Raw genomic sequence first — 25,444 nt, 5'->3', positions numbered from 1 at the left:
TACCACTGGGGGTTACGGGGCTGAATCAGCCTTCGACCGTGATGCCCATGGAGCGGGCGGTGCCGGCGATGATCTTCGACGCGGCGTCGAGGTCATTGGCGTTCAGGTCGGGGAGCTTCGTCGTGGCGATCTCGCGGACCTGGGCGGCCGTCAGCTTGGCGACCTTGGTCTTGTGCGGCTCGCCGGAGCCCTTGTCCACACCCGCGGCCTTGAGGATCAGCTTGGCGGCCGGCGGAGTCTTGGTGACGAACGTGAAGGAGCGGTCGTCGTAGACCGTGATCTCCACCGGCACGACCATGCCGCGCTGCGACTCGGTCGCGGCGTTGTACGCCTTGCAGAACTCCATGATGTTGACGCCGTGCTGGCCGAGCGCGGGGCCGACCGGCGGGGCCGGGTTCGCCGCACCGGCGTTGATCTGGAGCTTGATAAGCCCCGTGACCTTCTTCTTCTTGGGAGGCATTGCTCTCTCCGGGTCCTAGTGAGAGTGTTTCGCCGCCGTTCCGGTCATCCGGATGGAGGCATACCGCACAACGATAACGGGTATAGCTGTGCGACCAAAAACCAAGCAGGTCAGACGAGCCGCGAAGCCCCTCTGACCTGCTGGGTAGGCATGTGTCCAGAAACCGGCGGAGAGTGCTAGTTCTTCTGGATCTGGTCGAAGCTGAGCTCGACCGGGGTCTCGCGGCCGAAGATCTCCACGAGGCCCTTGACCTTCTTGGAGTCGGCGTTGATCTCGTTGATCGTCGCCTGCAGCGTCGCGAACGGGCCGTCGGTGACGGTGACCGAGTCGCCCACCTCGAAGTCCAGCACCTGGACCTCGACCTTGCGGGACGGAGCCGGCTTGCCCTCGGCCTCGGCGGCCTCGCGGGCGGCCTTCTCCTCGGCCTCCGGGGCGAGCATCTTGACGATCTCGTCCAGCGTCAGCGGGTACGGGTCGTAGGCGTTGCCCACGAAGCCGGTGACGCCCGGCGTGTTGCGCACGACGCCCCAGGACTCGTTCGTCAGGTCCATGCGCACCAGCACGTAGCCGGGGAGCTTGTTCTGCCGGACGTTCTTGCGCTCGCCGTTCTTGATCTGGACGATCTCTTCCTCGGGCACCTCGGCCTGGTAGATGAAGTCCTCGACGTTGAGCGAGACGGCGCGCTGCTCCAGGTTGGCTTTCACGCGCTTCTCGTACCCGGCGTACGTGTGGATGACGTACCACTCGCCGGGCAGGCCGCGCAGCTCGTCGCGGAGGGCGGTGACGGGGTCGACGGCGGGGGCCGGCTCGGCGGCCTCGGCCTCGTCGGCGCTCTCGTCGTCGGCGCTCTCTTCGTCGGCCTCGGCCTCGGGGGCGTCGGCGTCCTCGTCGGACGCGTCCTCGTCGGCCTCGGCGTCCTGCGACTCCTCCACCACCGCGTCCTGCTCGGCGGGCTCGCCCGCGGCCTGGTCTGCGGCCTCGGCCTGGTCGGGCTCCACGGAGTCAGCAGCCTCAACGATGTCGAGCTCGTCCTCGGCGGACTCGAAGGCGCCAGCCTCGGGCTCGACGGCGTCGTTCAGGTTCGGGTCAGACACGATGGCTGCTTCTTCCTGGATACAAAGGGTGGAACGTGCGAAAGGGGCGCCCGGTCGGACGCCTTCCGCGGGATCAGCCGAAGACGTACTTGATGACCCGCGAGAATCCCATGTCAATGACGGTAACAAGACCGATCATGACGACGACGAACACGATCACCACGGTGGTGTACGTCGTCAGCTGGCTGCGGGTCGGCCAGACGACCTTGCGGAGCTCGGCGACGATCTGACGGTAGAAGAGCGCGAGACGGCCCAGAGGGCCCTTCTTACCGCGCTTGCCGCCCTTCCGGGACTTCTTGTTCGACTCGGGCGCTTCGTCCTCGGCATCAGGCATGTCGATGGAGCCCACGGCGTCCGTCACGCTACTCACCTGATTCCGGGTCGTGGCCGTGCCGCGCCCGGGGGAGCCGCACGGCTGTGCAAGGAAGTACGTACATGCGCACACATCCTGGCGGAGGAGTGTGAAGCAGGGCCGGAGGGACTTGAACCCCCAACCGCTGGTTTTGGAGACCAGTGCTCTACCAATTGAGCTACGACCCTTTGTGGTTTCCCCCAACCTACCGCATCTTTCCCCGTGACCGGGTGCAGGAACGGTGCGGCTGGTGAAGGCCAACGACAGGTGAGTGTACGTGCTCGGGGCCGCCGCGTCGAACAGACAACTACCGACCGGTCCTGTCCGGATGCTGTCCGGGTCCTGTCCGGTCCCTGAAACCCCTGTGCCGTCGGCTTTTGCGGTCTGCGAGCATGGGCGGCATGAGCGCTGCTACTTCTCCGTCCGAGCGTCGGGTCTCCGTCCGCATCGGCGCGATCTCCGAGTCCGCGACCCTCGCCGTCGACGCCAAGGCCAAGGCCCTCAAGGCCGCCGGGCGGCCGGTGATCGGCTTCGGGGCCGGCGAGCCCGACTTCCCGACCCCCGACTACATCGTGGACGCCGCGGTCGAGGCCTGCCGCAACCCGAAGTACCACCGGTACACCCCGGCCGGCGGGCTCCCCGAGCTCAAGGCCGCCATCGCGGAGAAGACGCTGCGCGACTCCGGCTACGAGGTCGACCCGAGCCAGATCCTGGTGACCAACGGCGGCAAGCAGGCGATCTACGAAGCCTTCGCCGCGATCCTCGACCCGGGCGACGAGGTCATCGTGCCCGCCCCGTACTGGACCACCTACCCCGAGTCGATCCGGCTCGCGGGCGGCGTCCCGGTCGAGGTCGTCGCGGACGAGACCACCGGCTACCGGGTCTCCGTGGAGCATCTGGAGGCGGCCCGCACCGAGCGGACCAAGGTCGTGCTCTTCGTCTCGCCGTCCAACCCGACCGGCGCCGTGTACAGCGAGGCCGACGCCGAGGCGATCGGCCGCTGGGCCGTCGAGCACGGCCTGTGGGTCCTGACCGACGAGATCTACGAGCACCTCGTCTACGGCGACGCGGCCTTCACCTCGCTCCCGGCGATCGTGCCCGAGCTGCGCGACAAGTGCATCGTCGTCAACGGCGTCGCCAAGACGTACGCGATGACCGGCTGGCGGGTGGGCTGGATCGTCGGCCCGAAGGACGTGGTCAAGGCCGCGACGAACCTCCAGTCGCACGCCACCTCCAACGTCTCCAACGTGGCCCAGGTCGCCGCGCTGGCCGCCGTCTCCGGCCCGCTGGACGCCGTCGCGGAGATGCGCTCGGCCTTCGACCGCCGCCGCAAGCTCATCGTGCGCATGCTCAACGAGATCGACGGCGTGCTCTGCCCGGAGCCCGAGGGCGCGTTCTACGCCTACCCCTCGGTCAAGGGCCTGCTCGGCAGGGAGATCCGCGGCAAGCGCCCGGCCACCTCCGTCGAGCTGGCCGCGCTGATCCTGGACGAGGCCGAGGTCGCCGTCGTACCGGGCGAGGCGTTCGGCACCCCGGGCTACCTCCGCCTGTCGTACGCGCTCGGCGACGACGACCTCGTCGAGGGCGTCTCGCGGCTCCAGAAGCTCCTGGGCGAGGCCACGGCCTGACCGCTCCGCAGACCCGAAGAAGCGCCCCCGGCCCGGGAATCCACTCTCCGGCCGGGGGCGCTTTTTGTTCGAGGAGCACCCCCGAAGGGGAATGCGGCTACCGCTCCGGCCCGCCCGTGCGGCAGGATCTTCCAATGGAGCGTGATGTACGTCTATTGCCCAAGGCCCACCTGCACCTGCATTTCACCGGGTCGATGCGGCCCACCACCCTGCTCGAACTCGCCGACAAGTACGGGGTCCACCTCCCCGACGCCCTGACCGGCGGCGAGCCGCCCAAGCTGCGGGCGACCGACGAGCGCGGCTGGTTCCGCTTCCAGCGCCTCTACGACATGGCCCGGTCCTGTCTGCGGTCCCCCGAGGACATCCACCGCCTGGTGCGCGAGAGCGCCGAGGAGGACGTGGCCGACGGTTCGGGCTGGCTGGAGATCCAGGTCGATCCGACCTCGTACGCGCCGCTGCTCGGCGGGCTGATCCCGGCCATCGAGATCATCCTGGACGCGGTCGACAGCGCCGCGCGGGGCACCGGGCTCGGGATGCGCGTGGTGATCGCCGCGAACCGGATGAAGCACCCGCTGGACGCCCGCACCCTGGCCCGGCTCGCCGTGCGCTACGCGGACCGGGGCGTGGTCGGCTTCGGGCTCTCCAACGACGAGCGGCGCGGCATGGCCCGCGACTTCGACCGGGCCTTCGCCATCGCCCGCGAGGGCGGCCTCCTCGCCGCCCCGCACGGGGGCGAGCTGTCGGGCCCCTCCAGCGTGCGCGACTGCCTGGACGACCTGGACGCCTCCCGCGTCGGGCACGGCGTCCGGGCCGCCGAGGACCCCCGGCTGCTGCGCAGGCTCGCCGAGCGGCAGATCACCTGCGAGGTCTGCCCGTCCTCCAACGTCGCCCTCGGCGTCTACGAGAAGCCCGCGGACGTACCCCTGCGCACTCTGTTCGACGCGGGCGTGCCGATGGCGCTCGGCGCGGACGACCCGCTGCTGTTCGGGTCCCGGCTGGCCGCGCAGTACGAGCTGGCGCGCCGCCACCACGGGTTCACCGACGAGGAGCTGGCCGAGCTGGCGCGTCAGTCGGTGCGCGGCTCGGCCGCGCCCGCCGACGTACGGCAGAAGCTGCTGTCCGGGATCGACGACTGGCTGGCGGGCTGATTCCTCGGAGGCCGTCCCCCAGAGACCGTCCGCCTGAGGCCGTCCGCCTGAGGCCGTCCCCCGGAGGCCGTCCCTCAGAGGCTGACGCCGACCGTCACCGGTTCGTTGACCAGGGTGACGCCGAAGGCCGCCCGGACCCCGGCGACGACCTCGCGGGCCAGGGCGAGCAGGTCCTCGGTGGTGGCCTCGCCGCGGTTGGTGAGGGCGAGCGTGTGCTTGGTGGAGATCCGGGCCGGGCCGCTTCCGTAGCCCTTGGTGAAGCCGGCCCGGTCGATCAGCCAGGCCGCCGACGTCTTGGTGCGGCCCTCGCCCGCGGGGAAGGCGGGCGGCGCGGTGTCCGGGCCGAGTCGTTCGCGGACCCGGGTCAGGAACTCCTCGAACGCCTCGGCGTCCAGGACGGGGTTGGTGAAGAAGGACCCCGCCGACCAGGTGTCGTGGTCCTCCGGGTCCAGCACCATGCCCTTGCCGGCCCGCAGCCGCAGCACCGTCTCGCGGGCGGCGGCGGCCGGAACGCGCTCGCCCTGCTCGACGCCCATGGCCCTGGCCGTCTCGGCGTACCGCAGGGGCGCGGAGAGGCCGCCGGCGTCCTCCAGCGCGAACCGGACCCTGAGGATGACGAAGCGGTCGGGTTCGGCCTTGAAGCGGCTGTGCCGGTAGGAGAAGGCGCACTCCGCGTTCGGGATCGTCACCGTCTCCCGCGCTCGCCGGTCGTAGGCGACGACCTCGGAGATCGTGGTGGACACCTCCTGCCCGTACGCACCGACGTTCTGGAGGGGCGTCGCGCCCGCGGAGCCGGGGATGCCGGCCAGGCATTCGATTCCCGCGAGGCCCGCCCGCACGGTCCGGGCGACGGCGTCGGTCCACACCTCGCCGGCCGCCAGCTCCAGTGCCGTGCCGGACAGGGCGAACCCTTCGGTGGCGATCCGCAGGGCGGTGCCGTCGAAGCCCTTGTCGCCGATGACCAGGTTGGATCCGCCGCCGATGATCAGCAGCGGGGTGCCGGAGGCGTCGGCCTCGCGCACGGCGGCGACGACCTCGTCGTCGGTCGTGGCGTGGAGAAGCCGCGCCGCGGGTCCGCCGAGCCGGAAGGTGGTCAGGGGGGCGAGGGGGGCATCGTGGAGTTCCTGCACGGGGACAAGACTACGGTCCGCGTCCCCGCCGCTCGGGCGGGGCCACGGACCGTGTGCGCGCGTCCTCAGGCGAGCCGGACGACAGCGCGGGCCATGCCGAGCACCTTCTTGCCGTCGCAGACGGCGACCAGGTCCACCCGGACCCGCCGGTCGTCCAGGAGCGCCGCGACCTTGCCGCTGACCTCGATCAGCGCGCCCTTGTCGTCGTTCGGCACGACGACCGGCTTGGTGAACCGCACTCCGTACTCGACGACCGCGCCCGGGTCCCCGGTCCAGTCCGTGACCACCCGCGCCGCCTCGGCCATGGTGAACATGCCGTGGGCGATCACGTCCGGCAGCCCGACCTCGCGGGCGAACTTCTCGTTCCAGTGGATCGGGTTGAAGTCGCCGGACGCGCCCGCGTACTGCACGAGCGTCGCGCGGGTGACCGGGAACGACCGCGACGGCAGCTCCGTACCCACCTCGACCGCGTCGTAACTGATCCTCGCCGTCATCACGCCTCCTCGGCGGCGCGCGCCACCAGCTTCGTCAACGCCGTCACCACCAGCTCACCGGCCTCGTCGTGCACGTCCCCGCGGATGTCCAGGATGTCGTTGCCCGCCAGGGACTTGACGCCCTCGATGGTGGACGTGACCGTCAGCCGGTCCCCCGCCCGCACCGGGCGGACGTAGGAGAACTTCTGGTCGCCGTGGACGACACGGCTGTAGTCCAGGCCCAGCTGCGGGTCCTGCACGACCTCGCCGGCGGCCTTGAAGGTGATCGAGAACACGAAGGTGGGCGGTGCGATCACATCGGGGTGGCCGAGCGCACGGGCAGCCTCCACGTCGACGTACGCCGGATTGGTGTCGCCCACCGCCTCGGCGAACTCGCGGATCTTCTCCCGGCCGACCTCGTACGCCGGGGTGGGCGGATAGGTCCGCCCCACGAAGGACTGGTCGAGCGCCATGAGCTCGCTACCTCCTGATGAAAGACGAATGAGGGGGCACGCTCCCACGCGGGGAACGCCGGCCCCGTACAACGACACGAGGCCGCCCCCAGAGGGGACGGCCTCGTGTACGAGCCTGATTCAGCGCGTTTCGCGGTGCGCGGTGTGCGAGTTGCAGCGCGGGCAGTGCTTCTTCATCTCAAGACGGTCCGGGTTGTTGCGCCGGTTCTTCTTGGTGATGTAGTTCCGCTCCTTGCACTCCACGCAGGCCAGCGTGATCTTCGGGCGGACGTCGGTGGCAGCCACGTGAGTGCTCCTTGGACGGACGGATGGACGGATGAACGCATAAAAGAGTAGCCGATCGAAGGACCGACCCCACAATCGGCTACCGTTAGTAGCGGTGACCGGACTTGAACCGGTGACACAGCGATTATGAGCCGCTTGCTCTACCGACTGAGCTACACCGCTTTGATGACGAGTCCCCCCGCCGAAGCGGGGTTTCCCGATCACCAGAGCCCCAATGCGGAATCGAACCGCAGACCTTCTCCTTACCATGGAGACGCTCTACCGACTGAGCTATTGGGGCGAGCGAGGAAGACATTACACGCTCCTCGGCCGGTTGCCCAAATCCGTTTCCGCAGCCGCCTCCCGGCCCCTCTCCGGCCCCTCCCGACGCCTCCGACCGGGCCTTGATCAGCGAGGATCGCGGCCCCGCGCCGATGGCCTCCCGGCCCCGGCACACCGGTACGACTATCGCGCGGTCACGGCATTCGCCGCCCGGCCCGCCCGCCCGCACCGCGTCCCGTACGCGGCCGTCCCCGCCGCGCGCCGCACCGCGTCCGAGCGCCGCGCGCTGATCCGCCGGGATCGACGGGGCAGCCCTTAGGCTCGACCCACTCCGGATCTTGCCCCTCTCCCAGGAGCGCGATGCCCGACAGCCAGCCGCGGCGGCCCGGCGACAGCGCGCCCGACAGCGCCGACGCCGGCTCCCCCGCCATCGTCCTGACCGGCGCCCGCCTCGCCGACGGCCGCACCGTCGACGTACGCCTCGGCGGCGGCCGGATCGAGGCCGTCGGCACGGCGGGCAGCCTCTCCGCCCGCGGCCCCCGCCTCGACCTGCGCGGCTACCTCCTGCTCCCCGCCCCCGCCGAGCCCCACGCCCACAGCGACACCGCCCTCACCGCCGACGGCGACGCCCCGGGACCGGGCCCCCGGCCCGTCGAGGACATCCAGCGCCGCGCCACCGAGGCCGCCCTCCTCCAGCTCGGCCACGGGGCCACCGCGCTGCGCACCCACGTCCGCATCGGCGGCGACCGGGGCCTCGCCCCGCTCGAAGCCGTCCTACAGAGCCGCCGCGCCCTGCGGGGCCTGGTCGATCTCGCCCCGGTCGCCGTCCCCCGCCTGCTCACCGGCGTCGCCGGGGCGGACGGCCTGGCCATGCTCCGCGACGCCGTGCGGATGGGCGCGGCCGTCGTCGGCGGCTGCCCCGACCTCGACCCGGACCCCACCGGTCACACCGAGGCCGTCCTGGAGATCGCCGCCGAGCACGGCCGCCCCGTCGACCTGCACACCGACGGCGACGACCCCGCCCGGCTCACCCGGCTCGCCGCCATGGCCCGCGGGCTGCGGCCCGGCGTCGCCATCGGCCCCTGCGCGGGCCTCGCCCACCTCCCGCTCCACGCCGCCGCCCGCGCCGCCGACCGGCTGGCCGCCGCCGGCGTCACCGTCATCTGCCTGCCGCAGGGCGGCTGCACCGCGGCCGAACGCCGTACGACCGCGCCCGTACGCCTCCTGCGGGCCGCCGGGGTGCGCGTCGCGGCGGGCAGCGGGGCCCTGCGCGACGCGGCCAATCCGGTCGGCCGCGGCGACCCGCTCGAAGCCGCCTACCTCCTCGCCTCGCAGACCGGCCTGCGCGCCGAGCAGTCCTACGCCATGGTCTCGGCGGCGGCCCGCGCGGCGCTCGCGCTGCCCGAGGTCCGCGTCGAGGCGGGCTTCCCCGCCGAACTCCTCGCCGTACGCGGCGAGCGGCTTCCGGCCGTGCTCTCCCTCGGCTACAGCAGGATCGTCATCCACCGGGGCCGCGTCGTCGCCCGTACCAGCGCCGTCCGCGAGTACTGCGACTCCGACACCCTGAGCGGCCTCGATCTGCCGCGCCAGGGCCGACCCGACCCCGGGACGGGGTCCCGGAACTGAGCGACGGGCGCTCCCCGGGCGTACGGTCGGACACATGCGCATTGTCATCGCAGGTGGACACGGACAGATCGCCCTCCGGCTGGAACGGCTCCTCGCCGCACGCGGGGACGAGGCCGTAGGGATCATCCGCAACGCCCAACAGAGCCAGGAACTCGCCGACATCGGCGCCGAACCCGCCGTGCTGGACCTCGAATCGGCCTCCGTCGAGGAGGCCGCGGAGGTGCTGCGCGGGGCCGACGCCGCCGTCTTCGCGGCCGGCGCCGGACCGAACAGCGGCACCTCCCGCAAGGACACCGTGGACCGCGCCGCCGCCGTCCTGTTCGCCGACGCCACCGAGGCCGCGGGCGTCCGGCGCTACGTCATCGTCTCCTCGATGGGGGCCGACGCCTCCCACGCCGGCGACGAGGTCTTCGACGTCTATCTGCGGGCGAAGGGCTCCGCGGACGCCGACGTACGCTCGCGCGCCGCACTCGACTGGACGATCCTGCGCCCGGGAATGCTCACCAACGACGCCGGCACCGGCCAGATCCTCCTCGCCGCCTCGACCGGCCGGGGCCCGGTCCCGCGCGACGACGTGGCCGCCACGATCCTGGAACTGCTCGACACCCCGGCGACGGCGGGCCTGACCCTCGAAGTGATCTCCGGGAACACCCCGGTGACCGTGGCCGTGAAGCACGTCGCGGGCAACTGACCGCGCAACGGCGCGAGTCCCGGACGCGGACCGGACGACGGACGCCCGGACCGGACGACGGACGCGGACCGGACGACGGAACCGCATGACGAAGAAGCCCCCGACCGGATCTCCCGGTCGGGGGCTTCGTTCGCGTGGCGGCGCCAGGGTTCGAACCTGGGTAGGCTGAGCCGGCAGATTTACAGTCTGCTCCCTTTGGCCACTCGGGCACACCGCCTCGAACGACGCGTCGGATCTCCGCTGGTGAGCTCCTTGGCGACGACGTAAACGATACCTGATGCCCAGGGGTGCTCCGCCACCGCTTTTGATCAGGGCCGGGAGCCCGTCGCGGGGCCCCGGGCCGTCGGGGGAGAGCCCTTAGGCTTTGCGCTGTATCCCCCGCATTCGACGCAAGGAGCCACACGTCATGGCCGACTCCAGTTTCGACATCGTCTCGAAGGTCGAGCGGCAGGAGGTCGACAACGCCCTCAACCAGGCCGCGAAGGAGATCTCCCAGCGCTACGACTTCAAGGGCACGGGCGCCTCGATCTCGTGGTCCGGCGAGAAGATCCTGATGGAGGCGAACGGCGAGGAGCGGGTCAAGGCGGTCCTCGACATCTTCCAGTCCAAGCTGATCAAGCGGGGCATCTCGCTGAAGTCGCTGGACGCCGGTGAGCCGCAGCTCTCCGGCAAGGAGTACAAGATCTTCGCGACGATCGAGGAGGGCATCTCCCAGGAGAACGCCAAGAAGGTCGCGAAGATCATCCGTGATGAGGGCCCCAAGGGCGTCAAGGCGCAGGTCCAGGGCGACGAACTGCGGGTCAGCTCGAAGAGCCGCGACGACCTCCAGGCCGTGCAGGCGCTGCTCAAGGGCCAGGACTTCGACTTCGCCGTGCAGTTCGTGAACTACCGGTAGCCGGCACCCCTTCCGCCCGGGCGCGATGCCGTGCGCGCTCCCGGGCGGAGCACACTGGTCGGTGCGGGCCGGGGCCGGCGCGGTGCGGCCCGCGTTCTCGCAGGCGAGGGAAGTGAGCGGTCGTGTCGACGGTGTACACGCGGGTGGCGAGCCCGCTGGGCGAGTTGCTGCTGGTGGGCGAGGAGTCGGCCGGCGGGGTCGTGCTGGCCTCGCTGTCCGTTCCGGATCAGCGGGGCGGGGCGGTCGTCCTGGACGGGTGGCGGCGTGCGCCGGAACCGTTCGCGGACGCCGTCGCCCAGTTGGACGCCTACTTCGCGGGCCGGTCGAGGCGGTTCGACGTGCCCGTCGCCGAGGGCGTGGGCACGCCGTTCCAGCGGCGCGTCTGGCGGGCCGTGGAGTCCGTCCCGTACGGCGAGACCGTGTCGTACGGGGAGGTCGCCGCGGAGGTGGGGGCCTCGGGCGCGGGGGTGCGGGCCGTGGGCACGGCGATCGGGCGCAATCCGCTGCTGGTCGTGCGCCCGTGCCACCGGGTGATCGGCGCGGACGGGGCGCTGCGCGGGTACGCGGGCGGGCTGGAGCGCAAGCGGACCCTGCTGGGACTCGAAGGCGCGGCCTGCGTCGCGCGGGCCTGAGGGGGGTGGGCCGCATGGTGTCGCGCGGAGTGCCGCCGCCGGTCGCGGACGGGCTGTTCCCGCGTCCGCGACGGGTCGTGGCGCCGGGAGCGGTGCATGTGCCGGAGTGGCTGTCCGCGGAGGCGCGGCGGGAGTTGGTGGCGGCCTGCCGCGCGTGGTCGCGGGGGCCGGTGCCGCTGCGGCACACGGCGCTGCCGGGCGGCGGGGTCATGTCGGTGCGAACGGTGTGCCTCGGGTGGCACTGGCAGCCCTACCGGTACACGCGCACCGCCGACGACGTCAACGGCGAGCGGGTGGCCGAGCTGCCGCCGTGGCTGGCCGAGCTGGGCCGGGCGGCGGTCGCGGAGGCGTACGGGGACGAGAGCGCCGGGCGGGCGTTCGCTCCGGACACGGCGTTGATCAATTTCTACGATGCCGACGCGCGGATGGGCATGCACCAGGACAGGGAGGAGCGCTCCGGCGCGCCCGTGGTGTCGCTGAGCATCGGCGCGACGTGCCTGTTCCGGTTCGGGAACACGGAGGACCGCGGGCACCCTTACACGGACGTGGAACTGGCCTCGGGCGACCTCTTCGTGTTCGGCGGACCGTCGCGGTTCGCGTTCCACGGGGTGCCGAAGGTGTACGCGGGGTCGGCCGACCCGGCCGCGGGGATGCGGGCCGGCCGGTTGAACGTGACGCTGCGGGAGACCGGGCTGGGGCCTCGGGACGGCGCGTAGCCGGGTGGGCGCGCGCCCGCCCGGGGGCGGTCAGCGGCGTTCGCGGGAGTTGCCGAAGAGCAGCCGGTAGACGATGAGCAGGACGAGGGAGCCGGCGACGGCGGCGACCCAGGTCGCGGTGTCGTAGAAGTCGTTGCTGATCGGGCGGTCCAGGAAGCGGCTGGAGAGCCAGCCGCCGACGAACGCCCCGGCGATGCCGATGAGAGTGGTGCCGATGATGCCGCCGGGGTCGCGTCCCGGGAGCAGGATCTTGGCTATGACTCCGGCGAGCAGCCCCAGGATGATCCAACCGATGATGCTCATGTCGCTGCGCCTACCCTTCGCTCGGTGTTGGAATCCAAGACGCGGGTGGGGCGCGTTCGGTTGCGGACGGTCGAGGTCAGCGGGCGGTGAAGGGCTGGTCGGTGGGGACGATCTCCTTGCCGAAGGGCATCAGGGAGACCGGGATCAGCTTGAAGTTGGCGATGCCGAGGGGGATCCCGATGATGGTGAGGCACAGGGCGATGCCGGTGGTGATGTGGCCGAGGGCGAGCCACCATCCGGCCAGGACCAGCCAGAGGACGTTCCCCACGCAGGAGGGCGAGCCGGCGTCCCCGCGGTCGACCACGGTGTACCCGAAGGGCCACAGGGCGTAGACGCCGATCCGGAAGGCGGCGAGGCCGAACGGGATGCCGATGACCGTGACGCAGAGCAGGGCGCCGGCCAGCAGGTAGCCGAGGAACATCCAGAATCCGCAGAGGATGAGCCAGATGACGTTCAGGATGGTTTTCACGGGCGATGACCTGCCATCTGTTCTAGTCGGGCGATGCGCTCGGCCATCGGTGGATGGGTGGAGAACATCTTGGACAGCCCCTGTCCGGGACGGAAGGGGTTCGCGATCATCATGTGGCTCGCGGTCTCGATCCGCGGCTCGGGCGGCAGCGGCAGCTGCTTCGTCCCGGCGTCGAGCTTGCGCAGGGCGTCGGCGAGGGCGAGCGGGTCGCCGGTGAGCTGGGCTCCGGAGGCGTCGGCCTCGTATTCGCGGGAGCGGCTGACGGCGAGCTGGATGACGGAGGCCGCCAGCGGACCCAGGATCATGATCAGCAGCATGCCGAGAATGCCGGGGCCCTCGTCGTCGTTGGAGCGGCCGACCGGGATGAGCCAGGCGAAGTTGACGAGGAACATGACGACGGAGGCGAGGGCTCCGGCGACGGACGAGATGAGGATGTCCCGGTTGTGAACGTGGCTCAGCTCGTGCCCGATGACGCCGCGCAGCTCCCGTTCGTCGAGGATCTGCAGGATGCCCTCGGTGCAGCAGACGGCGGCGTTGCGCGGGTTGCGTCCGGTGGCGAAGGCGTTGGGCGCCTGGGTCGGGGAGATGTAGAGGCGGGGCATCGGCCGGCGGGCGGCGGTGGAGAGCTCGCGGACGATGCGGTACAGCTGGGGCGCCTCGAATTCGCTGACGGGCCGGGCCCGCATGGCGCGGAGCGCGAGCTTGTCGCTGTTCCAGTAGGCGTAGGCGTTGGTGGCCAGGGCCACCAGGAGCGCGACGAGGAGACCCGTACGTCCGAAGAGGCTGCCGATGACGATGATGATCGCGGACAGGCCACCGAGGAGTACGGCGGTTTTCAGCCCGTTGTGCCGGCGGTGCACGGTGCGCCCTCCCGATAGTGCCGCGGGGGAACCCTTTGCGTGGTCTCCACTCCCCAGTGGAGCCTCCCGTACAGGTCAACGCGAGGCGGGGAGAGCTAGTTCCCTTGTGCGGACGGCCGGCGGGCGGGGCCGGTGCGGCTGGTCACGGGCGTTGCGGGGCCCCGGCCCGTACGGCGGGGCGCTCGGCCGTACGGGTGGTCGGGGCGGGGCGGCTCAGCGCTGGACGGGGAGCCTGGCGAGCGCGAGGGCCTCCGGGTCGGGCTCGACGTCGCTGGTGCAGTGGCCGCAGCGCGAGGCGATGGCCGGGATCTCGGTGTAGCAGCGCGGGCAGTCGCGGAGGGCGGCCTTGATGTCGACCTTCTCCTCCTCTTCCTTGGCGGTGAAACGGTTCTGGACCTTGGCCATGGGGACGACGACGCAGAAGTAGAGGACGGCGGCGGTGATGAGGAAGGCGATGGCGGCGCTGAGGAAGAGGCCGTAGGGGAACTCGACGCCGTCGGCCTTGAAGGTGGCCTTGCTGAAGTCGCCGGTGCCGCGGGTGACCACGCCGATGAGCGGGACGATGAAGGCGTTGCTGAATCCGGTGACGACGGCGGTGAAGGCCGCTCCGACGGCGAGGCCGATGGCCACCGAGATCACGTTTCCGCGCAGGATGAATTCCTTGAACCCGTTCAGCACTGCTTCTCTCTCCTCTGGTGTCGGCTTCCGCCGGTACGTCGCCGGTACGTGACGCAGGCAGCCAAGACCTTGCCCTGCGGCGGTGGCCACGGGCAAACCGGTGGTGCGGGCGTCAGAAGAGGTTGACGGCGGCGAATCGCAGGACGAGCTGCGGCGCGCCGGACAGGACGATGCCGGCTGCGGTGGCGAGGGCGATGGCCGCGGCGAGGGGCGCGGGGGCGCGGAGCAGGTGAGGGGCGTCCGGGGCCGGAATTCCGGGTGCCGCGGGCGTGGTCGCCGTACCGTTCGGCGCGGTCGCCGTACCGTTCGGGACGGTCTCCGTGGCGCTCGCGGCGGGCGTGCGGAAGAGCGCCGCCGTCCACTGGAGGTAGTAGTACAGAGCGATCACGACGTTGACGGCCATGACGACGGCGAGCCATCCGAGTCCCGCGTCGACGGCCGCCGAGAAGACGGTGACCTTCGCGAAGAGCCCGATGACGCCGGGCGGCAGTCCGGCCAGGCAGAGCAGGAAGAAGCCGAGGGCGAGGGCGGCGAGCGGCCGGGTCGCGTAGAGGCCCCGGTAGTCGGCGAGACGGTTGCCGGGCCTCGTACGGGCGACGAGCGCGGCGACGGCGAAGGCGCCGAGGTTCACGACGGCGTACATGAGGGCGTAGGCGACGGTCGAGCCGATCCGCTCGCCGCCGGAGTACGCGGCGGCGGCGATCGGGACCAGGAGGTATCCGGCCTGGGCGACGGAGGACCAGGCGAGGAGGCGGACGGCGCTGCGGGCGCGGGTGGCGCTCTGGCGCAGGGCCGCGACGTTGCCGACGGTCATGGTGAGGGCGGCGAGGACGGCCAGCGCCGGGCCCCATACGTCGGCGTGGGCCGGGAACGCGATGACGGTGACGAGGACGAGCCCGGAGAACCCGACGGCCTTGCCGACGACGGAGAGGTAGGCGGCGATCGGGAGCGGCGCGCCGACGTAGGTGTCGGGGACCCAGAAGTGGAAGGGCGCGGCGGCGGTCTTGAACGCGAAGCCGACCAGGGTGAGGGCGACGCCGGTCTCGGCGAGGGTGTCGAGCACCGGGGGCACGTCGTCGAGGCGCGCGGCGATCTCGGTGAGGTGGAGGGTGCCGGTGGCCGCGTACACGAAGCTGACGCCGAGGAGCATGACGGCGGTGGCGACGACGGAGGACAGGAAGAACTTGAGCGCGGCCTCGGAGGAGCGCCGGTCGCCGCGCTTGAGGCCGACGAGCGCGAAGGCGGGCAGCGAGGCCACTTCGAGGGCGACGACGAGCGTGGCGAGGTCGCGGGCGGCGGGCAGGAGGGCCGCGCCCGCCGCGGAGGACAGGAGCAGGAACCAGTACTCGCCGGCCGGGAGCCCGCGGGTGTCGTCGAGGGAGAGCAGGGCGGTGAGGAACGCGCCGCCGAGGACGAGTGCCTGGATGACGAGGGCGAAGTGGTCGGCGGTGTAGCTGCATGCCTGGCTGCCGGCGGTGAGGCAGAAGGTGGAGCGGTCGCCGGCCCGCAGCGGGATGAGGAGGGCGAGGGCGGCGGCGAGGGCGGTGAGGACGCCGTGGCCGAGGAGCCTTTTGCGGTGAGCGGGGAGGAAGAGGTCGGCGACGAGGACGAGCAGGGCGGCCAGCGCGGTGAGGGTGGGCGGCGCGACGGCGAGCCAGTCGACGGACTGGACGAGGCTGGGCGCGGCGGCGGTGAGGCCGTCCGCGGCGGTTCCGGCCGTGGGGGTGCTGGGGTCCGCGGTCACGACTTGCCTCCTGCGAGGAGCTTCTGCACGGCCGGGTCGGTGAGGCCGAGGAGGACGGCGGGCCAGAGTCCGGCGAGGACGGTGAGAGCGGCGAGCGGGGTCCAGGCGGCGGCCTCGTACGGCTGGATGTCGGCGGGGCGCGTACGGGTGGCGGTGGTTGTGGTGAGGCCGTCCGCGGCGGGTCCGGTGGAGGTGGTTCCGGTCGTGGTGGTTGCGCTGGCGGCGGTTGCGCTGGCGGCGGGTCCGGTGCGGGCGGGCGGCGCCGCCTCGGGCGTTGCGTCGGCGGGCTGCGGGGGCGCGGTCGGCGGCGACAGGGGCGAGTGGGGCGCGTGTTCGCCCATGCAGACGCGGCGTACGACGATGAGCATGTACGCGGCCGTGAGCAGGGTGCCGAACGCTCCGATGGCCATGAAGGTGCGGAACGCGGGGCGGCTGAGGCCGTCGGCGGGGTCGTAGGCGCCGAAGAGGGTCAGCATCTCGCCCCAGAACCCGGCGAGTCCGGGAAGTCCGAGCGAGGCCACGGCGGCGAAGGCGAGGAGTGCGCCGAGGCGTGGGGCGCGGCCGTAGAGGGCGGCTCCGGTCGCTCCGGCGAGGGTGTCGAGGTCGGCGGTGCCGTAGCGGTCCTTGACCGCGCCGACCAGGAAGAAGAGCAGGCCGGTGATGAGGCCGTGGGCGATGTTGGCGAAGAGCGCGCCGTTGACGCCGGTCGGGGTCATGGTGGCGATGCCGAGGAGCACGAAGCCCATGTGGCCGACGGAGGAGTACGCGATCAGCCGCTTGAGGTCGCCCTTGGCTCCGGTGCGGGCGAGGGCGAGGCAGGCGAGGGAGCCGTAGACGATGCCGACGACGGCGAACGCGGCGAGGTAGGGCGCGAAGGTGTGCATGCCGTCGGGGGTGATGGGGAGCAGGATCCTGACGAACCCGTACGTGCCCATCTTCAGCAGGACGCCCGCCAGGAGGACGGAGCCGACGGTGGGGGCGGCGGTGTGGGCGTCGGGGAGCCAGCTGTGCAGCGGCCACATCGGGGTCTTCACGGCGAGCCCGAGACCGATCGCCAGAACCGCGATGACCTGCACGGATGTGGTGAGGCCGCGGCCGTTGTCAGTGGCGAGTGCCACCATGTCGAAGGTGCCGCTCTTCAGCCCGATGAGGAGCAGCCCGAGCAGCATGACGACCGAGCCGAGCAGCGTGTAGAGGATGAACTTCCAGGCGGCGGCCTGCCTTTGGGCCCCGCCCCAGCGGGCGATGAGGAAGTACATCGGGATGAGGACCATCTCGAAGGCGAGGAAGAAGAGCAGCAGGTCGAGGACGGCGAAGGTGGCGAGGGTGCCGGACTCCAGGACGAGGACGAGTGCGACGAAGCCCTTCGGGGAGGGGCCGGCGGGCGGCTTGAAGTAGCTGTGGAGCGCGCAGAGGAAGGTCAGCAGCGCGGTGAGGACCAGAAGGGGGAGCGAGATGCCGTCGATGCCGAGGTGGATGCGGACGTCGAGCGCCGGGATCCAGCTGATGTCGGTGGTGGCCTGCATCGTGGCCGGGCTGTCGTGGTCGAAGCCTGCGGCCAGGAGGATCGCGGCGGCGAGGACCGCGCCGGTGACGGTCACGCCGTGGCGGAGCACCGCCTGGTCGGGGCTGGTTCCCTTCAGTCCGGGCGGGGCGGGGAGCAGGGCCGCGACGGCGCCCAGGAGCGGGGCGGCGACGATGAACGCGAGAAGGAACTGCATCACGGACGCACTCATATCGATCAAGGTCACGACCCCGCGTTGACGTTGGCGAAGACCGCGGCGGCGATGGCCAGGGCGACGGATCCGGCGAGCAGGGCGCTGAGGTAGGTCTGCACGTTGCCGGTCTGGGCGCGGCGGACGGCGGTGCCGAGGAGCCGTGCGGTGGCGCTCGCGCCGCGAACGTAGGTGTCGACGACCTCGCGGTCCAGGAAGCGGACGAGGCGGGCGGCAGCCTGGACGGGGCGGACGAACAGCGCGGTGTACAGGGCGTCCAGGTGGAAGCCGGTGGCCGCGTGGCGGTGCAGGGGGCCGAGGAGCAGGCGGCCGGGGTCGGCGGGGTCGGGGGCGGCGGCGATGGTGCCGTAGGCGGCGGTGTGGGAGGTCATGGCCTCGGCTTCGACGACGGCGGGTTCGGCGTCCGGGTGGGCGGCGACGGCGCCGATGGGGGTGCGGGCGGCGAGGGCGGTGGTGTGGCGCCAGGCGGCGTAGGTGACGAGTCCTCCGACGAGCGTCACGCCGGTGGACAGGACCGCGGTGGTGAGGGAGGGGGTGAGGCTGTGTCCGTCGAACCAGTCGCCGAGCGCGCCGACCGTGATGCCGAAGGCGATGGTGGGCACGGCGAGGACCCACAGGACGGTGGTCATGGCGGCGGGCTGAGGCCCGTGGTCGGGCAGTTCGGGCCCGCGCCCGCGGAAGGCGAGGAGCCAGAGGCGGGTCGCGTACGCGGCGGTGAGGACGGCGGCGAGCAGTCCCGCGACCAGGATCGTCCAGCCCGCGGCGGCAGGGGCGACGGTCCGTTCGCCGAGGGCGGTGTGCTCTGCGGCGACGAGGACGGCTTCCTTGGAGAAGAAGCCGGCGAACGGCGGGATGGCGGCGAGCGCGAGGAGGGCGACGGTCGTCGTCCAGAAGGCGTCCGGGACGCGGCGGGCGAGGCCGCCCATGCGGGACATGGCGGCGAGTGAGTTCGTTCCGGCGGCGTGGATGACGACGCCGGCGGCGAGGAAGAGGACGGCTTTGAACGCACCGTGCGAGATGAGGTGGAAGACGGCGGCGCCCCGGTCGCCGACGGCCAGGGCGCCCGACATGTAGCCGAGCTGACCGATCGTCGAGTAGGCGAGGACGCGTTTGATGTCGTCCTGGGCGAGGGCGGCGAGGCCCGAGCCGATCATCGTGACGGCGGCCATCACGGCGAGCACGGTCAGCGCCGCGTCCGAGGCGGCGAAGACGGGCAGCAGGCGGGCGACGAAGTAGATGCCGGCGGCGACCATCGTCGCGGCGTGGATGAGCGCGGAGACGGGGGTGGGGCCGGCCATCGCGTCGGGCAGCCAGGTGTGCAGGGGGAACTGCGCGGACTTGCCCGCGACGCCCGCCAGGAGCAGGAGGGCGATGACGGTGGGGTGGTCGAGACCGCCGTGGGCGACGGCGGCGAGGATCTTGGTGATCCGGAAGCTGCCGGTGTCGGCGGCGAGGGCGAACAGGCCGATCAGGAAGGGGACGTCGCCGAGCTTGGTGACCAGGAACGCCTTGAGGGAGGCGGCGCGGGCTTCGGGCGTCTCCCAGTAGTGGCCGACGAGGAAGTACGAGCAGATGCCCATGACCTCCCAGCCGACCAGGAGCACCATCAGGTCGCCGGAGTAGACGACGAGGAGCATGGCGGAGGTGAAGAGGGAGACCAGCGCCGCGTACGAGGGGTAGCGGGCGTCGTCGCGGAGGTAGGCCGTCGAGTAGACCTGTACGCAGGTGGCGACGACGGTGACGAGGACGGCGACCAGGACCGCGAACCCGTCCAGGTGCAGGGCCAGGTCGATCGGGACGGATCCGGTGGGGGTGAGCTGGGTCGCGGCGTCGATGGCACGGCCGCCGCCCTGGCGCACCGCGACGATCACGGCGAGGACGGCCGCGGTCAGGGTCGGCAGGATGGCGAGGGGGCGGACGAAGCCGGGGGCGGTGCGGCCGAGGGCGAGTCCGGCGGCGGCTCCGAGGAACGGCAGGAGCGGGACGAGTGCGGCCAGGGTCGTCGTGGTCACGAAGTCGCCTCCGCCTTCTGCGTCTTCCCCGCCGCGACGGCGGCCCGGTCGTCGTCGTCCGTGGTGGTGGCGGTCGTGTCGTCGGGGAGCGCTTCGGCGTCGTCGGTCTCGGCGGTGTCGCGGAGCCGGTCGATGTCGGAGGTGCCGCGGTTGCGGTACACGGCGAGCACGATGGCGAGGCCGATGCCGATCTCGGCGGCGGCGATGGCGATGGTGAAGAGGGTGAGGGCCTGCCCGGAGTGGACGGCGTCGCGGAGCCAGACGTCGAACGCGACGAGGTTGAGGTTGACGGCGTTGAGCATCAGCTCGACGGACATCAGGACGAGGATCGCGTTGCGGCGGGCGAGCACGCCGTAGAGGCCGGTGCAGAAGAGGAGGGCGGCGAGTACGGCCGGATAGGCGAGGTGCATCAGCTCTGTCCCTCCTTGCCCCGCCGGGCAGGGCGGGCGGATCGGCCGGCTGCGGCGTCGCGGCCGACGCCGGTGCGGCCGGGGCCGGTGCGGCCGGGGCCGGTCGCCGCGTCCGTGTCGCTCTTGCGGGACAGGACGATGGCGCCGACGAGCGCGGCGAGCAGGAGGACGGACAGCGCCTCGAAGGGCAGCACCCAGTTCCGGAAGAGGAAGGCTCCGGTGACGGCGGTGGAGCCCTGGGCCGCTCCGTCGAGGTCGATCCAGGTGGTGCGGAAGGCGTCGACGACGACCCAGACGAGGGCCGCCGCCGAGACGAGCGCCACACCGAGGGCGATCCACCGGTTCCCGGAGTCGGCGTCCGGGGAGCGGCCGATGGGGGCCCGGGTGAGCATCAGACCGAAGAGGAGGAGGACGACGATGGACCCGACGTAGATCAGCACCTGTACCCAGGCGATGAACTCGGCCGTGAGCAGGAGGTACTCGACGGCCAGTCCGCCGAGTGCCACGACGAGCCAGAGGGCGGCGTGCACGAGTTGCCGGGTGGTGACCGTGATGACGGCCGCGCCGAGCGTGACGAGTCCGACGAGCACGAAGGCGATCTCGACGCCGGTCGGGGAGAGGAAGCCGGGGTGGTCGCCGGCGGCGAGGGCGGGGGCCGCCGTGCTCGCGGTCGTGGTGGCCGCTGCGGTGAACGTCACGGGTTTCCTCCCTTCTGGTCGGTCTGGTCCGCAGTGGAGTCCGGTGCGGCCTGTGCGCGTTGGGCGGCCTGCTTCTCCGCCGTCCGGCGGGCGGCGGCGATCTCCTTGGGCTCCTCCGCGCCGGGGTCGAGCGCGGGCGGCTCGGGCACCGTCCACATCCACGCACGGAGCTTGTCGCGTTCGTGGGTCAGTTCGTGGATGTCCGTCTCCGCGTACTCGAACTCCGGTGACCAGAACAGGGCGTCGAAGGGGCAGACCTCGATGCAGATACCGCAGTACATGCAGAGGGAGAAGTCGATGGCGAAGCGGTCGAGGACGTTGCGGCTGCGCTCGCGCCCGCCGGGGGCGGCGGGCGGCACCGTCTCCTTGTGGGAGTCGATGTAGATGCACCAGTCCGGGCACTCGCGGGCGCACAGCATGCAGACGGTGCAGTTCTCCTCGAACAGCCCGATGACGCCGCGGGAGCGCGGAGGCAGTTCGGGCTGGACCTCCGGATACTGCGCGGTGACGGTCTTCCGCGTCATCGTGCGGAGGGTGACGGCAAGGCCCTTGGCCAGGCCGGAGCCGGGGATCGGGGGCATCAGTCGATCGCCACCTTCACGATGCCGGTGAGCGCGATCTGCGCGAGTGCGAGCGGGACGAGTGCGGTCCAGGCGAGCCGCTGGAGCTGGTCCTCGCGCAGCCGCGGGTAGCTGACGCGCAACCAGATGACGACGAAGGCGAGGACGGCGGTCTTGAGGAGGGTCCAGAGCCAGCCCAGCCCGTCCTCCCCGAACGGGCCGTGCCAGCCGCCGAGGAAGAGGACGGTGGTCAGGGCGCAGAGGACGACGATGCCGGCGTACTCGGCGAGGAGGAAGAGCGCGAAGCGCAAGCCGGTGTATTCGGTGTACGCGCCGAAGATGATCTCGGAGTCGGCGACGGGCATGTCGAACGGCGGGCGCTGGAGTTCGGCGAGACCGGCCACGAAGAAGACCAGCGCGCCGACGATCTGCCAGGGCAGCCACCACCACGTGAAGGCGTCGAGGATGCCGGTGAGCGAGACGGTGCCCGCCGCCATGGCCACGGAGGCGGCGGCGAGCAGCATCGGCAGCTCGTAGGCGAGGAGCTGGGCGGCGGTACGCAGACCGCCGAGCAGGGAGAACTTGTTGGCCGAGGCCCAGCCCGCCATCAGCGAGCCGAGGACGCCGATGCCCATCACGGCCAGGACGAAGAAGACACCGGCGTCGACGGTCTGCCCGACCGCGCCCTCGCCGGGGCCGACGGGGATGACCAGGACGACGAGGAGGTACGGGAGGAGGGCGACGGCGGGGGCGAGCTGGAAGACGCGGCGGTCGGCGGCGGCCGGGACCACGTCCTCCTTCTGCACGAACTTCACGCCGTCCGCGACGAGCTGGGCCCAGCCGTGGAAGCCGCCCGCGTGCATGGGGCCGAGGCGGCCCTGCATGTGGGCCATCACCTTGTGCTCGGTCTGGCCCACGAGGAGCGGGGCGACCATGAACACGACGAAGACGATGGCCAGGCGGAGGGCGACGTCGAGAACGTCGTTCACTCGGATTCGCCTCCGGCGGGGTGGGGGTCGGTGTCGGGGTGGGGGCCGGGGCTGTCCCCCTCCCCCTCCTCCTCTGTTGTTTCCCTCCGCTGGGGCTGGGCCCCGGTGGGATCGGGCTCGGCGTCGGCCTTGGGCTCGGGCTCGGTGGAGGGTGTTCTGCCGTCTGCGGGGTCGGTTCCGCCGGCTTTGGGGTCGGAGGCTTCGAAGGCGGGCTGGGCGTCGTGCCAGGGCGCGTCCGTGCTGCGGGCCGGGCCCGCCGTGCGGCGGGGCCGATCCGTCGCGGGCGCGTCCGGGCCGCGCTGCTGGCTCGCCGAGCCGTCGGACGCGGACCGGGACCGGCGCGGGCGCGCGGCCGGGGGCTGCGGGTCCGTCGGCGGGGCGGGGAGCGCCCCCGCTCCACCGGCCTCGGGTGCGTCCGGCGTGGGGCGTTGGCCGACGGAGCCCTCGCTCGCGCTGCGTGTGCGGCGGGCGGGACGGTCGCCCGCCGCGGGACGCCCAGCCCCAGCCCCGGCATCCGCCCCAGCCCCGGCACCCGCCCCGGCCCCGGTACCGGCACGTCCCGCACCGGCCGCCGCGCTCCCCGCGGTGCGCGCCGCTCGGGCCGGGCGGGCGGCGGCAGGCGGGAGCTGGCCCTTGAGCGGGCCCCATTCGTTCGGGTCCGGGACGCCGGGCGGCAGCATCGTGCGGCGCTTGGGCCCGCCGTGCTCCTTGCCCGCCGCGGACTCCCCCGGCTCCTTCGCGCCGGGCCATGCCTTGGCGACCCGGGCCGCCAGGACGAAGTCCTTGCGCAGCGGATGGCCCTCGAAGCCGTCCGGGAGCAGCAGCGGGACGAGGTGCGGGTGGCCCTCGAAGCCGATGCCGAACATCTCGTGCGTCTCGCGCTCGTGCCACGCCGCGCCCGCGTACACGTCGACGGCGCTGGGCAGAACGGGCTCCGCGTGCGGGACGGTCGTACGGAGCATGAGCCGGCGGACCGTTCCGCCGCCGAGAGCGGCGACGTGGGCGCAGACGCGGAAGCCGAGGCCGGGTTCGTCGACGGCGCTGAGCCAGTCGAAGTACCGGCAGTCCAGCTCGTCGCGGGCGGTCCGCAGGGCGGTGGTCCAGGCGGTGGCGGGGACGTCCACGGTGAGCAGGTCGTAGGCCAGTTCCGCCGCGGCCTCCTCGCCGAACAGCTCGGTGACGCCGTCCGGCAGCCGGTCGTAGGGGTGTCGGGGCTCGTTCATCGCCGCTCCTCCCCGCCCGCAGGAGCCTCGCCCTGCCGCCCGGACGGGGCCGGAGCACCCGGTCCCGGCTCCTGCGGCGGGGCGGGGGCGGCGACCAGGCCGCTGCGCAGGGCCGCCGCCGACGGGGCGCTGCCGCCCGTCCCGGACCCGTACCGCTCGGCGAGCGATTCGCGGGCGATCTTCTCCTGGAGCTTGAGGATGCCCTGGAGCAGCGCCTCGGGCCGGGGCGGGCATCCGGGTACGTAGACGTCGACGGGGATGATCTGGTCGACGCCCTTGGTCACGGAGTACGAGTCCCAGTACGGGCCGCCGCAGTTGGAGCAGGCTCCGAAGGAGATGACGTACTTCGGTTCGGGCATCTGCTCGTAGAGGCGCTTGACGGCCGGGGCCATCTTGTCCGTCACCGTGCCGGAGACGATCATGAGGTCCGCCTGGCGCGGGCCGGGCGCGAAGGGGATCACGCCGAGCCGGATGAAGTCGTGGCGCGCCATGGAGGCGGCGATGAACTCGATGGCGCAGCAGGCGAGTCCGAAGTTGAAGACCCAGAGGCTGTAGCGGCGGCCCCAGTTGAGGACGACCTTCATCGGTTCGGGCGCGAGGCGGGAGAGGACGCCCAGGCGCTTGGGCTCCGGAAGGAGCACCGCTTCGGCGGCCGTTCCGGCGGTTCCGGCGGTTCCGGCGGTTCCGGCCTGCGGGTCGGGCGGTGACGGGGGCTGCGGTGCGGGTTCCGGCCGGCTCGTCAGGCCCATGCGAGGACGCCCTTCTTCCATGCGTAGAGCAGACCCACGGCCAGGAAGCCGAGGAAGATGAACATTTCGACTAGCGTCGTCGCGCCGTATCCGGGGGCCGCGAACACGGTGGCCCACGGGAACAGGAAGATGGAGTCCACGGCGAAGATCACGTAGAGGAACGCGTAGACGTAGTAGCGGACCTGGGTGTGGGCCCAGCCCTCGCCGACCGGGTCGACGCCGCACTCGTACGTGAGCAGCTTCTCCGGTGTCGGCACCACGGGCCGCAGCAGCCGTCCGGCCCCGAAGGCGACCGCCACGAACAGGACGCCGATCAGCGCGAGCAGCCCGACCACCGAGTAGCTCCGGAAGTACTCCGATGCGAGAACGGCCGGTTCTTCGATCGGCACGTGCGTCACGTCCGCCCCTCGCTCCCGCGTTGTCCGTTCCGGCCCATCTGTACGCACGGGAGTCTAAGGGGTGTCCCGCGATTCCTGGCGGGCGCACGACGACGGCTGCGGCGGCCGGGCTCACGGCCTCCGGCCCGGCCGGAAGCACGTCGGAGCACCGCATCGGCATCGCATCAGCACTGCATCAGCACTGCATCAGCACCGCATCAGCACCACGGAAAGCCCCGCTTCCCGGCCGGGCCGGAAAGCGGGGCGGTCGAAACGGGCGTCACACCACCAGGCTGGGCAGGTTGACGTAGGTGCCGACGCCGTTCACCAGGTGCGTCTGCACGTAGGAGGTCGGGTCGAACGGCTCGGGCTGGTTCAGCTTCGCGGCGGTTCCGCTGTTCTGCACGACGAGGTGGCCGCCGTACGGGTTGCTGAGGGGCAGTGACGAGAGTGCGGCGATGGCCGGGTAGCGCGTGATCAGGGAGGCTTCCGGCTTGTCGCCGTTGTGGTGGTGGAAGGCCCCGTCAGCGGGGTCGACGATGCCCTTGGTCAGGGAGACGCCCGAACCCGCGCCCCCCTGGGCCGTGTCGGCGGCGTCCGAACGCTCCACGCGGGCCTCCGGGGACTGCTGCGTCTTGGAGACGTTCAGCTCCGCCCTGACGGTGGTCGGGGTCGCCTTGGTGGTGGAGAGGTAGGCCCGGTTGTTCTCGGTGGACGACTGCTGCACGCCGCCCAGCTCGTTCACGTACGCGCCCCTGGTGCCGGACACCGC

Annotated in this window: 29 protein-coding genes and 4 tRNA genes; 7 read left to right on the top strand and 26 right to left on the bottom strand. The window is 72.0% G+C overall.

The features are described from left to right. Nucleotides 1-25: 25 nt before the first annotated feature. From rplK to EES43_RS17610, 4 genes are all read right to left on the bottom strand, one after another. On the bottom strand, nucleotides 26-460 hold the full coding sequence (gene rplK, locus EES43_RS17625; protein WP_015610692.1) for a 50S ribosomal protein L11: 435 nt from the start codon (nucleotides 458-460) through the stop codon (nucleotides 26-28). A 176-nt stretch (nucleotides 461-636) separates the two neighbouring features. Continuing rightward, on the bottom strand, nucleotides 637-1,554 hold the full coding sequence (nusG, locus tag EES43_RS17620; protein ID WP_124269598.1) for a transcription termination/antitermination protein NusG: 918 nt from the start codon (nucleotides 1,552-1,554) through the stop codon (nucleotides 637-639). A 73-nt stretch (nucleotides 1,555-1,627) separates the two neighbouring features. Continuing rightward, on the bottom strand, nucleotides 1,628-1,915 hold the full coding sequence (secE, locus tag EES43_RS17615; protein WP_124269597.1) for a preprotein translocase subunit SecE: 288 nt from the start codon (nucleotides 1,913-1,915) through the stop codon (nucleotides 1,628-1,630). Between the two features lie 106 nt (nucleotides 1,916-2,021). After that, nucleotides 2,022-2,094, bottom strand: a tRNA-Trp gene (locus EES43_RS17610). A 213-nt stretch (nucleotides 2,095-2,307) separates the two neighbouring features. Here EES43_RS17610 and EES43_RS17605 point away from each other — a divergent pair. Continuing rightward, nucleotides 2,308-3,534, top strand: a complete 1,227-nt coding sequence (locus tag EES43_RS17605) for a pyridoxal phosphate-dependent aminotransferase (protein ID WP_124269596.1) — start codon at nucleotides 2,308-2,310, stop codon at nucleotides 3,532-3,534. Between the two features lie 134 nt (nucleotides 3,535-3,668). Continuing rightward, on the top strand, nucleotides 3,669-4,682 hold the full coding sequence (locus EES43_RS17600; protein ID WP_124269595.1) for an adenosine deaminase: 1,014 nt from the start codon (nucleotides 3,669-3,671) through the stop codon (nucleotides 4,680-4,682). A 74-nt stretch (nucleotides 4,683-4,756) separates the two neighbouring features. Here the strand turns inward: EES43_RS17600 and EES43_RS17595 are convergent, their stop codons facing one another. From EES43_RS17595 to EES43_RS17570, 6 genes are all read right to left on the bottom strand, one after another. Then, on the bottom strand, nucleotides 4,757-5,812 hold the full coding sequence (locus EES43_RS17595) for a UDP-N-acetylmuramate dehydrogenase (RefSeq protein WP_124269594.1): 1,056 nt from the start codon (nucleotides 5,810-5,812) through the stop codon (nucleotides 4,757-4,759). Between the two features lie 65 nt (nucleotides 5,813-5,877). Beyond that, a complete protein-coding gene (locus EES43_RS17590) occupies nucleotides 5,878-6,306 on the bottom strand; it encodes a MaoC family dehydratase (protein WP_124269593.1) in 429 nt (142 codons plus the stop codon). Then, on the bottom strand, nucleotides 6,306-6,758 hold the full coding sequence (locus EES43_RS17585) for a MaoC family dehydratase N-terminal domain-containing protein (RefSeq protein WP_124269592.1): 453 nt from the start codon (nucleotides 6,756-6,758) through the stop codon (nucleotides 6,306-6,308). Before EES43_RS17585 ends, EES43_RS17590 begins: the two co-directional genes overlap by 1 nt. A 120-nt stretch (nucleotides 6,759-6,878) precedes the next feature. Next, nucleotides 6,879-7,043 carry a 50S ribosomal protein L33 gene (rpmG, locus tag EES43_RS17580; protein WP_003956487.1) on the bottom strand — a complete coding sequence of 55 codons (165 nt, stop codon included), beginning with the start codon at nucleotides 7,041-7,043 and terminating at the stop codon, nucleotides 6,879-6,881. An 89-nt stretch (nucleotides 7,044-7,132) separates the two neighbouring features. Further along, nucleotides 7,133-7,205 (bottom strand) — tRNA-Met (locus tag EES43_RS17575). Nucleotides 7,206-7,250: 45 nt separating this feature from the next. Then, a tRNA-Thr gene (locus tag EES43_RS17570) sits at nucleotides 7,251-7,323 on the bottom strand. A gap of 341 nt (nucleotides 7,324-7,664) precedes the next feature. On the opposite strand from EES43_RS17570, the gene EES43_RS17565 reads away from it, so the two are divergent. Together EES43_RS17565 and EES43_RS17560 are read left to right on the top strand one after the other, a co-directional pair. After that, nucleotides 7,665-8,930 (top strand): amidohydrolase family protein, encoded by a 1,266-nt coding sequence (locus tag EES43_RS17565; protein ID WP_124269591.1) that lies wholly within the window; start codon nucleotides 7,665-7,667, stop codon nucleotides 8,928-8,930. Nucleotides 8,931-8,964: 34 nt separating this feature from the next. Further along, complete coding sequence (locus EES43_RS17560) at nucleotides 8,965-9,621, top strand: NAD(P)H-binding protein (protein ID WP_124269590.1); 657 nt, start codon at nucleotides 8,965-8,967, stop codon at nucleotides 9,619-9,621. A gap of 135 nt (nucleotides 9,622-9,756) precedes the next feature. Here the strand turns inward: EES43_RS17560 and EES43_RS17555 are convergent. Then, nucleotides 9,757-9,838 (bottom strand) — tRNA-Tyr (locus EES43_RS17555). Between the two features lie 189 nt (nucleotides 9,839-10,027). Between EES43_RS17555 and EES43_RS17550 the strand changes: the two genes are divergently transcribed. The 3 genes from EES43_RS17550 (at nucleotide 10,028) to EES43_RS17540 (ending at nucleotide 11,864) form a co-directional block, all read left to right on the top strand. Continuing rightward, a complete protein-coding gene (locus tag EES43_RS17550) occupies nucleotides 10,028-10,516 on the top strand; it encodes a YajQ family cyclic di-GMP-binding protein (protein ID WP_003967012.1) in 489 nt (162 codons plus the stop codon). A 122-nt stretch (nucleotides 10,517-10,638) separates the two neighbouring features. Next, nucleotides 10,639-11,148: a methylated-DNA--[protein]-cysteine S-methyltransferase gene (locus tag EES43_RS17545; protein WP_124269589.1), complete on the top strand. Its 510-nt coding sequence runs from the start codon at nucleotides 10,639-10,641 to the stop codon at nucleotides 11,146-11,148. Between the two features lie 14 nt (nucleotides 11,149-11,162). After that, a complete protein-coding gene (locus EES43_RS17540; protein ID WP_124269588.1) occupies nucleotides 11,163-11,864 on the top strand; it encodes an alpha-ketoglutarate-dependent dioxygenase AlkB family protein in 702 nt (233 codons plus the stop codon). 30 nt (nucleotides 11,865-11,894) lie between these two features. On the opposite strand, the gene EES43_RS17535 is transcribed toward EES43_RS17540, so the two are convergent. The 15 genes from EES43_RS17535 to EES43_RS17465 all read right to left on the bottom strand — a co-directional run. Beyond that, a complete protein-coding gene (locus EES43_RS17535) occupies nucleotides 11,895-12,167 on the bottom strand; it encodes a GlsB/YeaQ/YmgE family stress response membrane protein (RefSeq protein WP_124269587.1) in 273 nt (90 codons plus the stop codon). A gap of 76 nt (nucleotides 12,168-12,243) precedes the next feature. Further along, nucleotides 12,244-12,636, bottom strand: a complete 393-nt coding sequence (locus EES43_RS17530) for a YccF domain-containing protein (RefSeq protein WP_124269586.1) — start codon at nucleotides 12,634-12,636, stop codon at nucleotides 12,244-12,246. After that, on the bottom strand, nucleotides 12,633-13,496 hold the full coding sequence (htpX, locus tag EES43_RS17525; RefSeq protein ID WP_124269585.1) for a zinc metalloprotease HtpX: 864 nt from the start codon (nucleotides 13,494-13,496) through the stop codon (nucleotides 12,633-12,635). Before htpX ends, EES43_RS17530 begins: the two co-directional genes overlap by 4 nt. Before the next feature lie 213 nt (nucleotides 13,497-13,709). After that, entirely contained in the window at nucleotides 13,710-14,174 is a 465-nt protein-coding gene (gene mscL / locus EES43_RS17520; RefSeq protein ID WP_124269584.1) for a large conductance mechanosensitive channel protein MscL, read from the bottom strand. A gap of 112 nt (nucleotides 14,175-14,286) precedes the next feature. Then, a complete protein-coding gene (locus EES43_RS17515; protein WP_124269583.1) occupies nucleotides 14,287-15,918 on the bottom strand; it encodes an NADH-quinone oxidoreductase subunit N in 1,632 nt (543 codons plus the stop codon). Then, on the bottom strand, nucleotides 15,915-17,669 hold the full coding sequence (locus tag EES43_RS17510; RefSeq protein WP_124269582.1) for a complex I subunit 4 family protein: 1,755 nt from the start codon (nucleotides 17,667-17,669) through the stop codon (nucleotides 15,915-15,917). Before EES43_RS17510 ends, EES43_RS17515 begins: the two co-directional genes overlap by 4 nt. Continuing rightward, nucleotides 17,666-19,666, bottom strand: a complete 2,001-nt coding sequence (locus tag EES43_RS17505) for an NADH-quinone oxidoreductase subunit 5 family protein (RefSeq protein WP_124269581.1) — start codon at nucleotides 19,664-19,666, stop codon at nucleotides 17,666-17,668. The genes EES43_RS17510 and EES43_RS17505 overlap by 4 nt, the downstream gene beginning before the upstream one ends. Next, complete coding sequence (gene nuoK, locus EES43_RS17500; RefSeq protein WP_124269580.1) at nucleotides 19,663-20,076, bottom strand: NADH-quinone oxidoreductase subunit NuoK; 414 nt, start codon at nucleotides 20,074-20,076, stop codon at nucleotides 19,663-19,665. The genes EES43_RS17505 and nuoK overlap by 4 nt, the downstream gene beginning before the upstream one ends. Next, complete coding sequence (locus EES43_RS17495; RefSeq protein WP_241192678.1) at nucleotides 20,076-20,675, bottom strand: NADH-quinone oxidoreductase subunit J family protein; 600 nt, start codon at nucleotides 20,673-20,675, stop codon at nucleotides 20,076-20,078. Before EES43_RS17495 ends, nuoK begins: the two co-directional genes overlap by 1 nt. Nucleotides 20,676-20,770: 95 nt before the next feature. Then, nucleotides 20,771-21,355, bottom strand: coding sequence for a NuoI/complex I 23 kDa subunit family protein (locus EES43_RS17490; RefSeq protein WP_124269579.1), 585 nt, complete (start codon nucleotides 21,353-21,355; stop codon nucleotides 20,771-20,773). After that, nucleotides 21,355-22,323, bottom strand: a complete 969-nt coding sequence (locus tag EES43_RS17485) for a complex I subunit 1/NuoH family protein (protein ID WP_124269578.1) — start codon at nucleotides 22,321-22,323, stop codon at nucleotides 21,355-21,357. Before EES43_RS17485 ends, EES43_RS17490 begins: the two co-directional genes overlap by 1 nt. After that, nucleotides 22,320-23,546, bottom strand: coding sequence for an NADH-quinone oxidoreductase subunit C (locus EES43_RS17480; RefSeq protein ID WP_124269577.1), 1,227 nt, complete (start codon nucleotides 23,544-23,546; stop codon nucleotides 22,320-22,322). The genes EES43_RS17485 and EES43_RS17480 overlap by 4 nt, the downstream gene beginning before the upstream one ends. Next, nucleotides 23,543-24,295: an NADH-quinone oxidoreductase subunit B gene (locus tag EES43_RS17475; protein ID WP_124269576.1), complete on the bottom strand. Its 753-nt coding sequence runs from the start codon at nucleotides 24,293-24,295 to the stop codon at nucleotides 23,543-23,545. The genes EES43_RS17480 and EES43_RS17475 overlap by 4 nt, the downstream gene beginning before the upstream one ends. Then, the gene (locus tag EES43_RS17470) at nucleotides 24,286-24,693 is read right to left on the bottom strand and encodes an NADH-quinone oxidoreductase subunit A (protein ID WP_124269575.1); all 408 of its coding nucleotides are present in this window, start codon (nucleotides 24,691-24,693) and stop codon (nucleotides 24,286-24,288) included. The genes EES43_RS17475 and EES43_RS17470 overlap by 10 nt, the downstream gene beginning before the upstream one ends. A 259-nt stretch (nucleotides 24,694-24,952) precedes the next feature. Next, on the bottom strand, nucleotides 24,953-25,444 hold a 492-nt coding region (locus EES43_RS17465), incomplete at its 5' end, for a hypothetical protein (RefSeq protein ID WP_206430074.1).

Origin of the sequence: Streptomyces sp. ADI96-02, from assembly GCF_003846185.1 — a bacterium.
GTDB lineage: Bacteria > Actinomycetota > Actinomycetes > Streptomycetales > Streptomycetaceae > Streptomyces.
The sequence above is the reverse complement of the archived record's forward strand: the minus strand, read 5'-3'. Positions and strand labels throughout refer to the sequence as shown.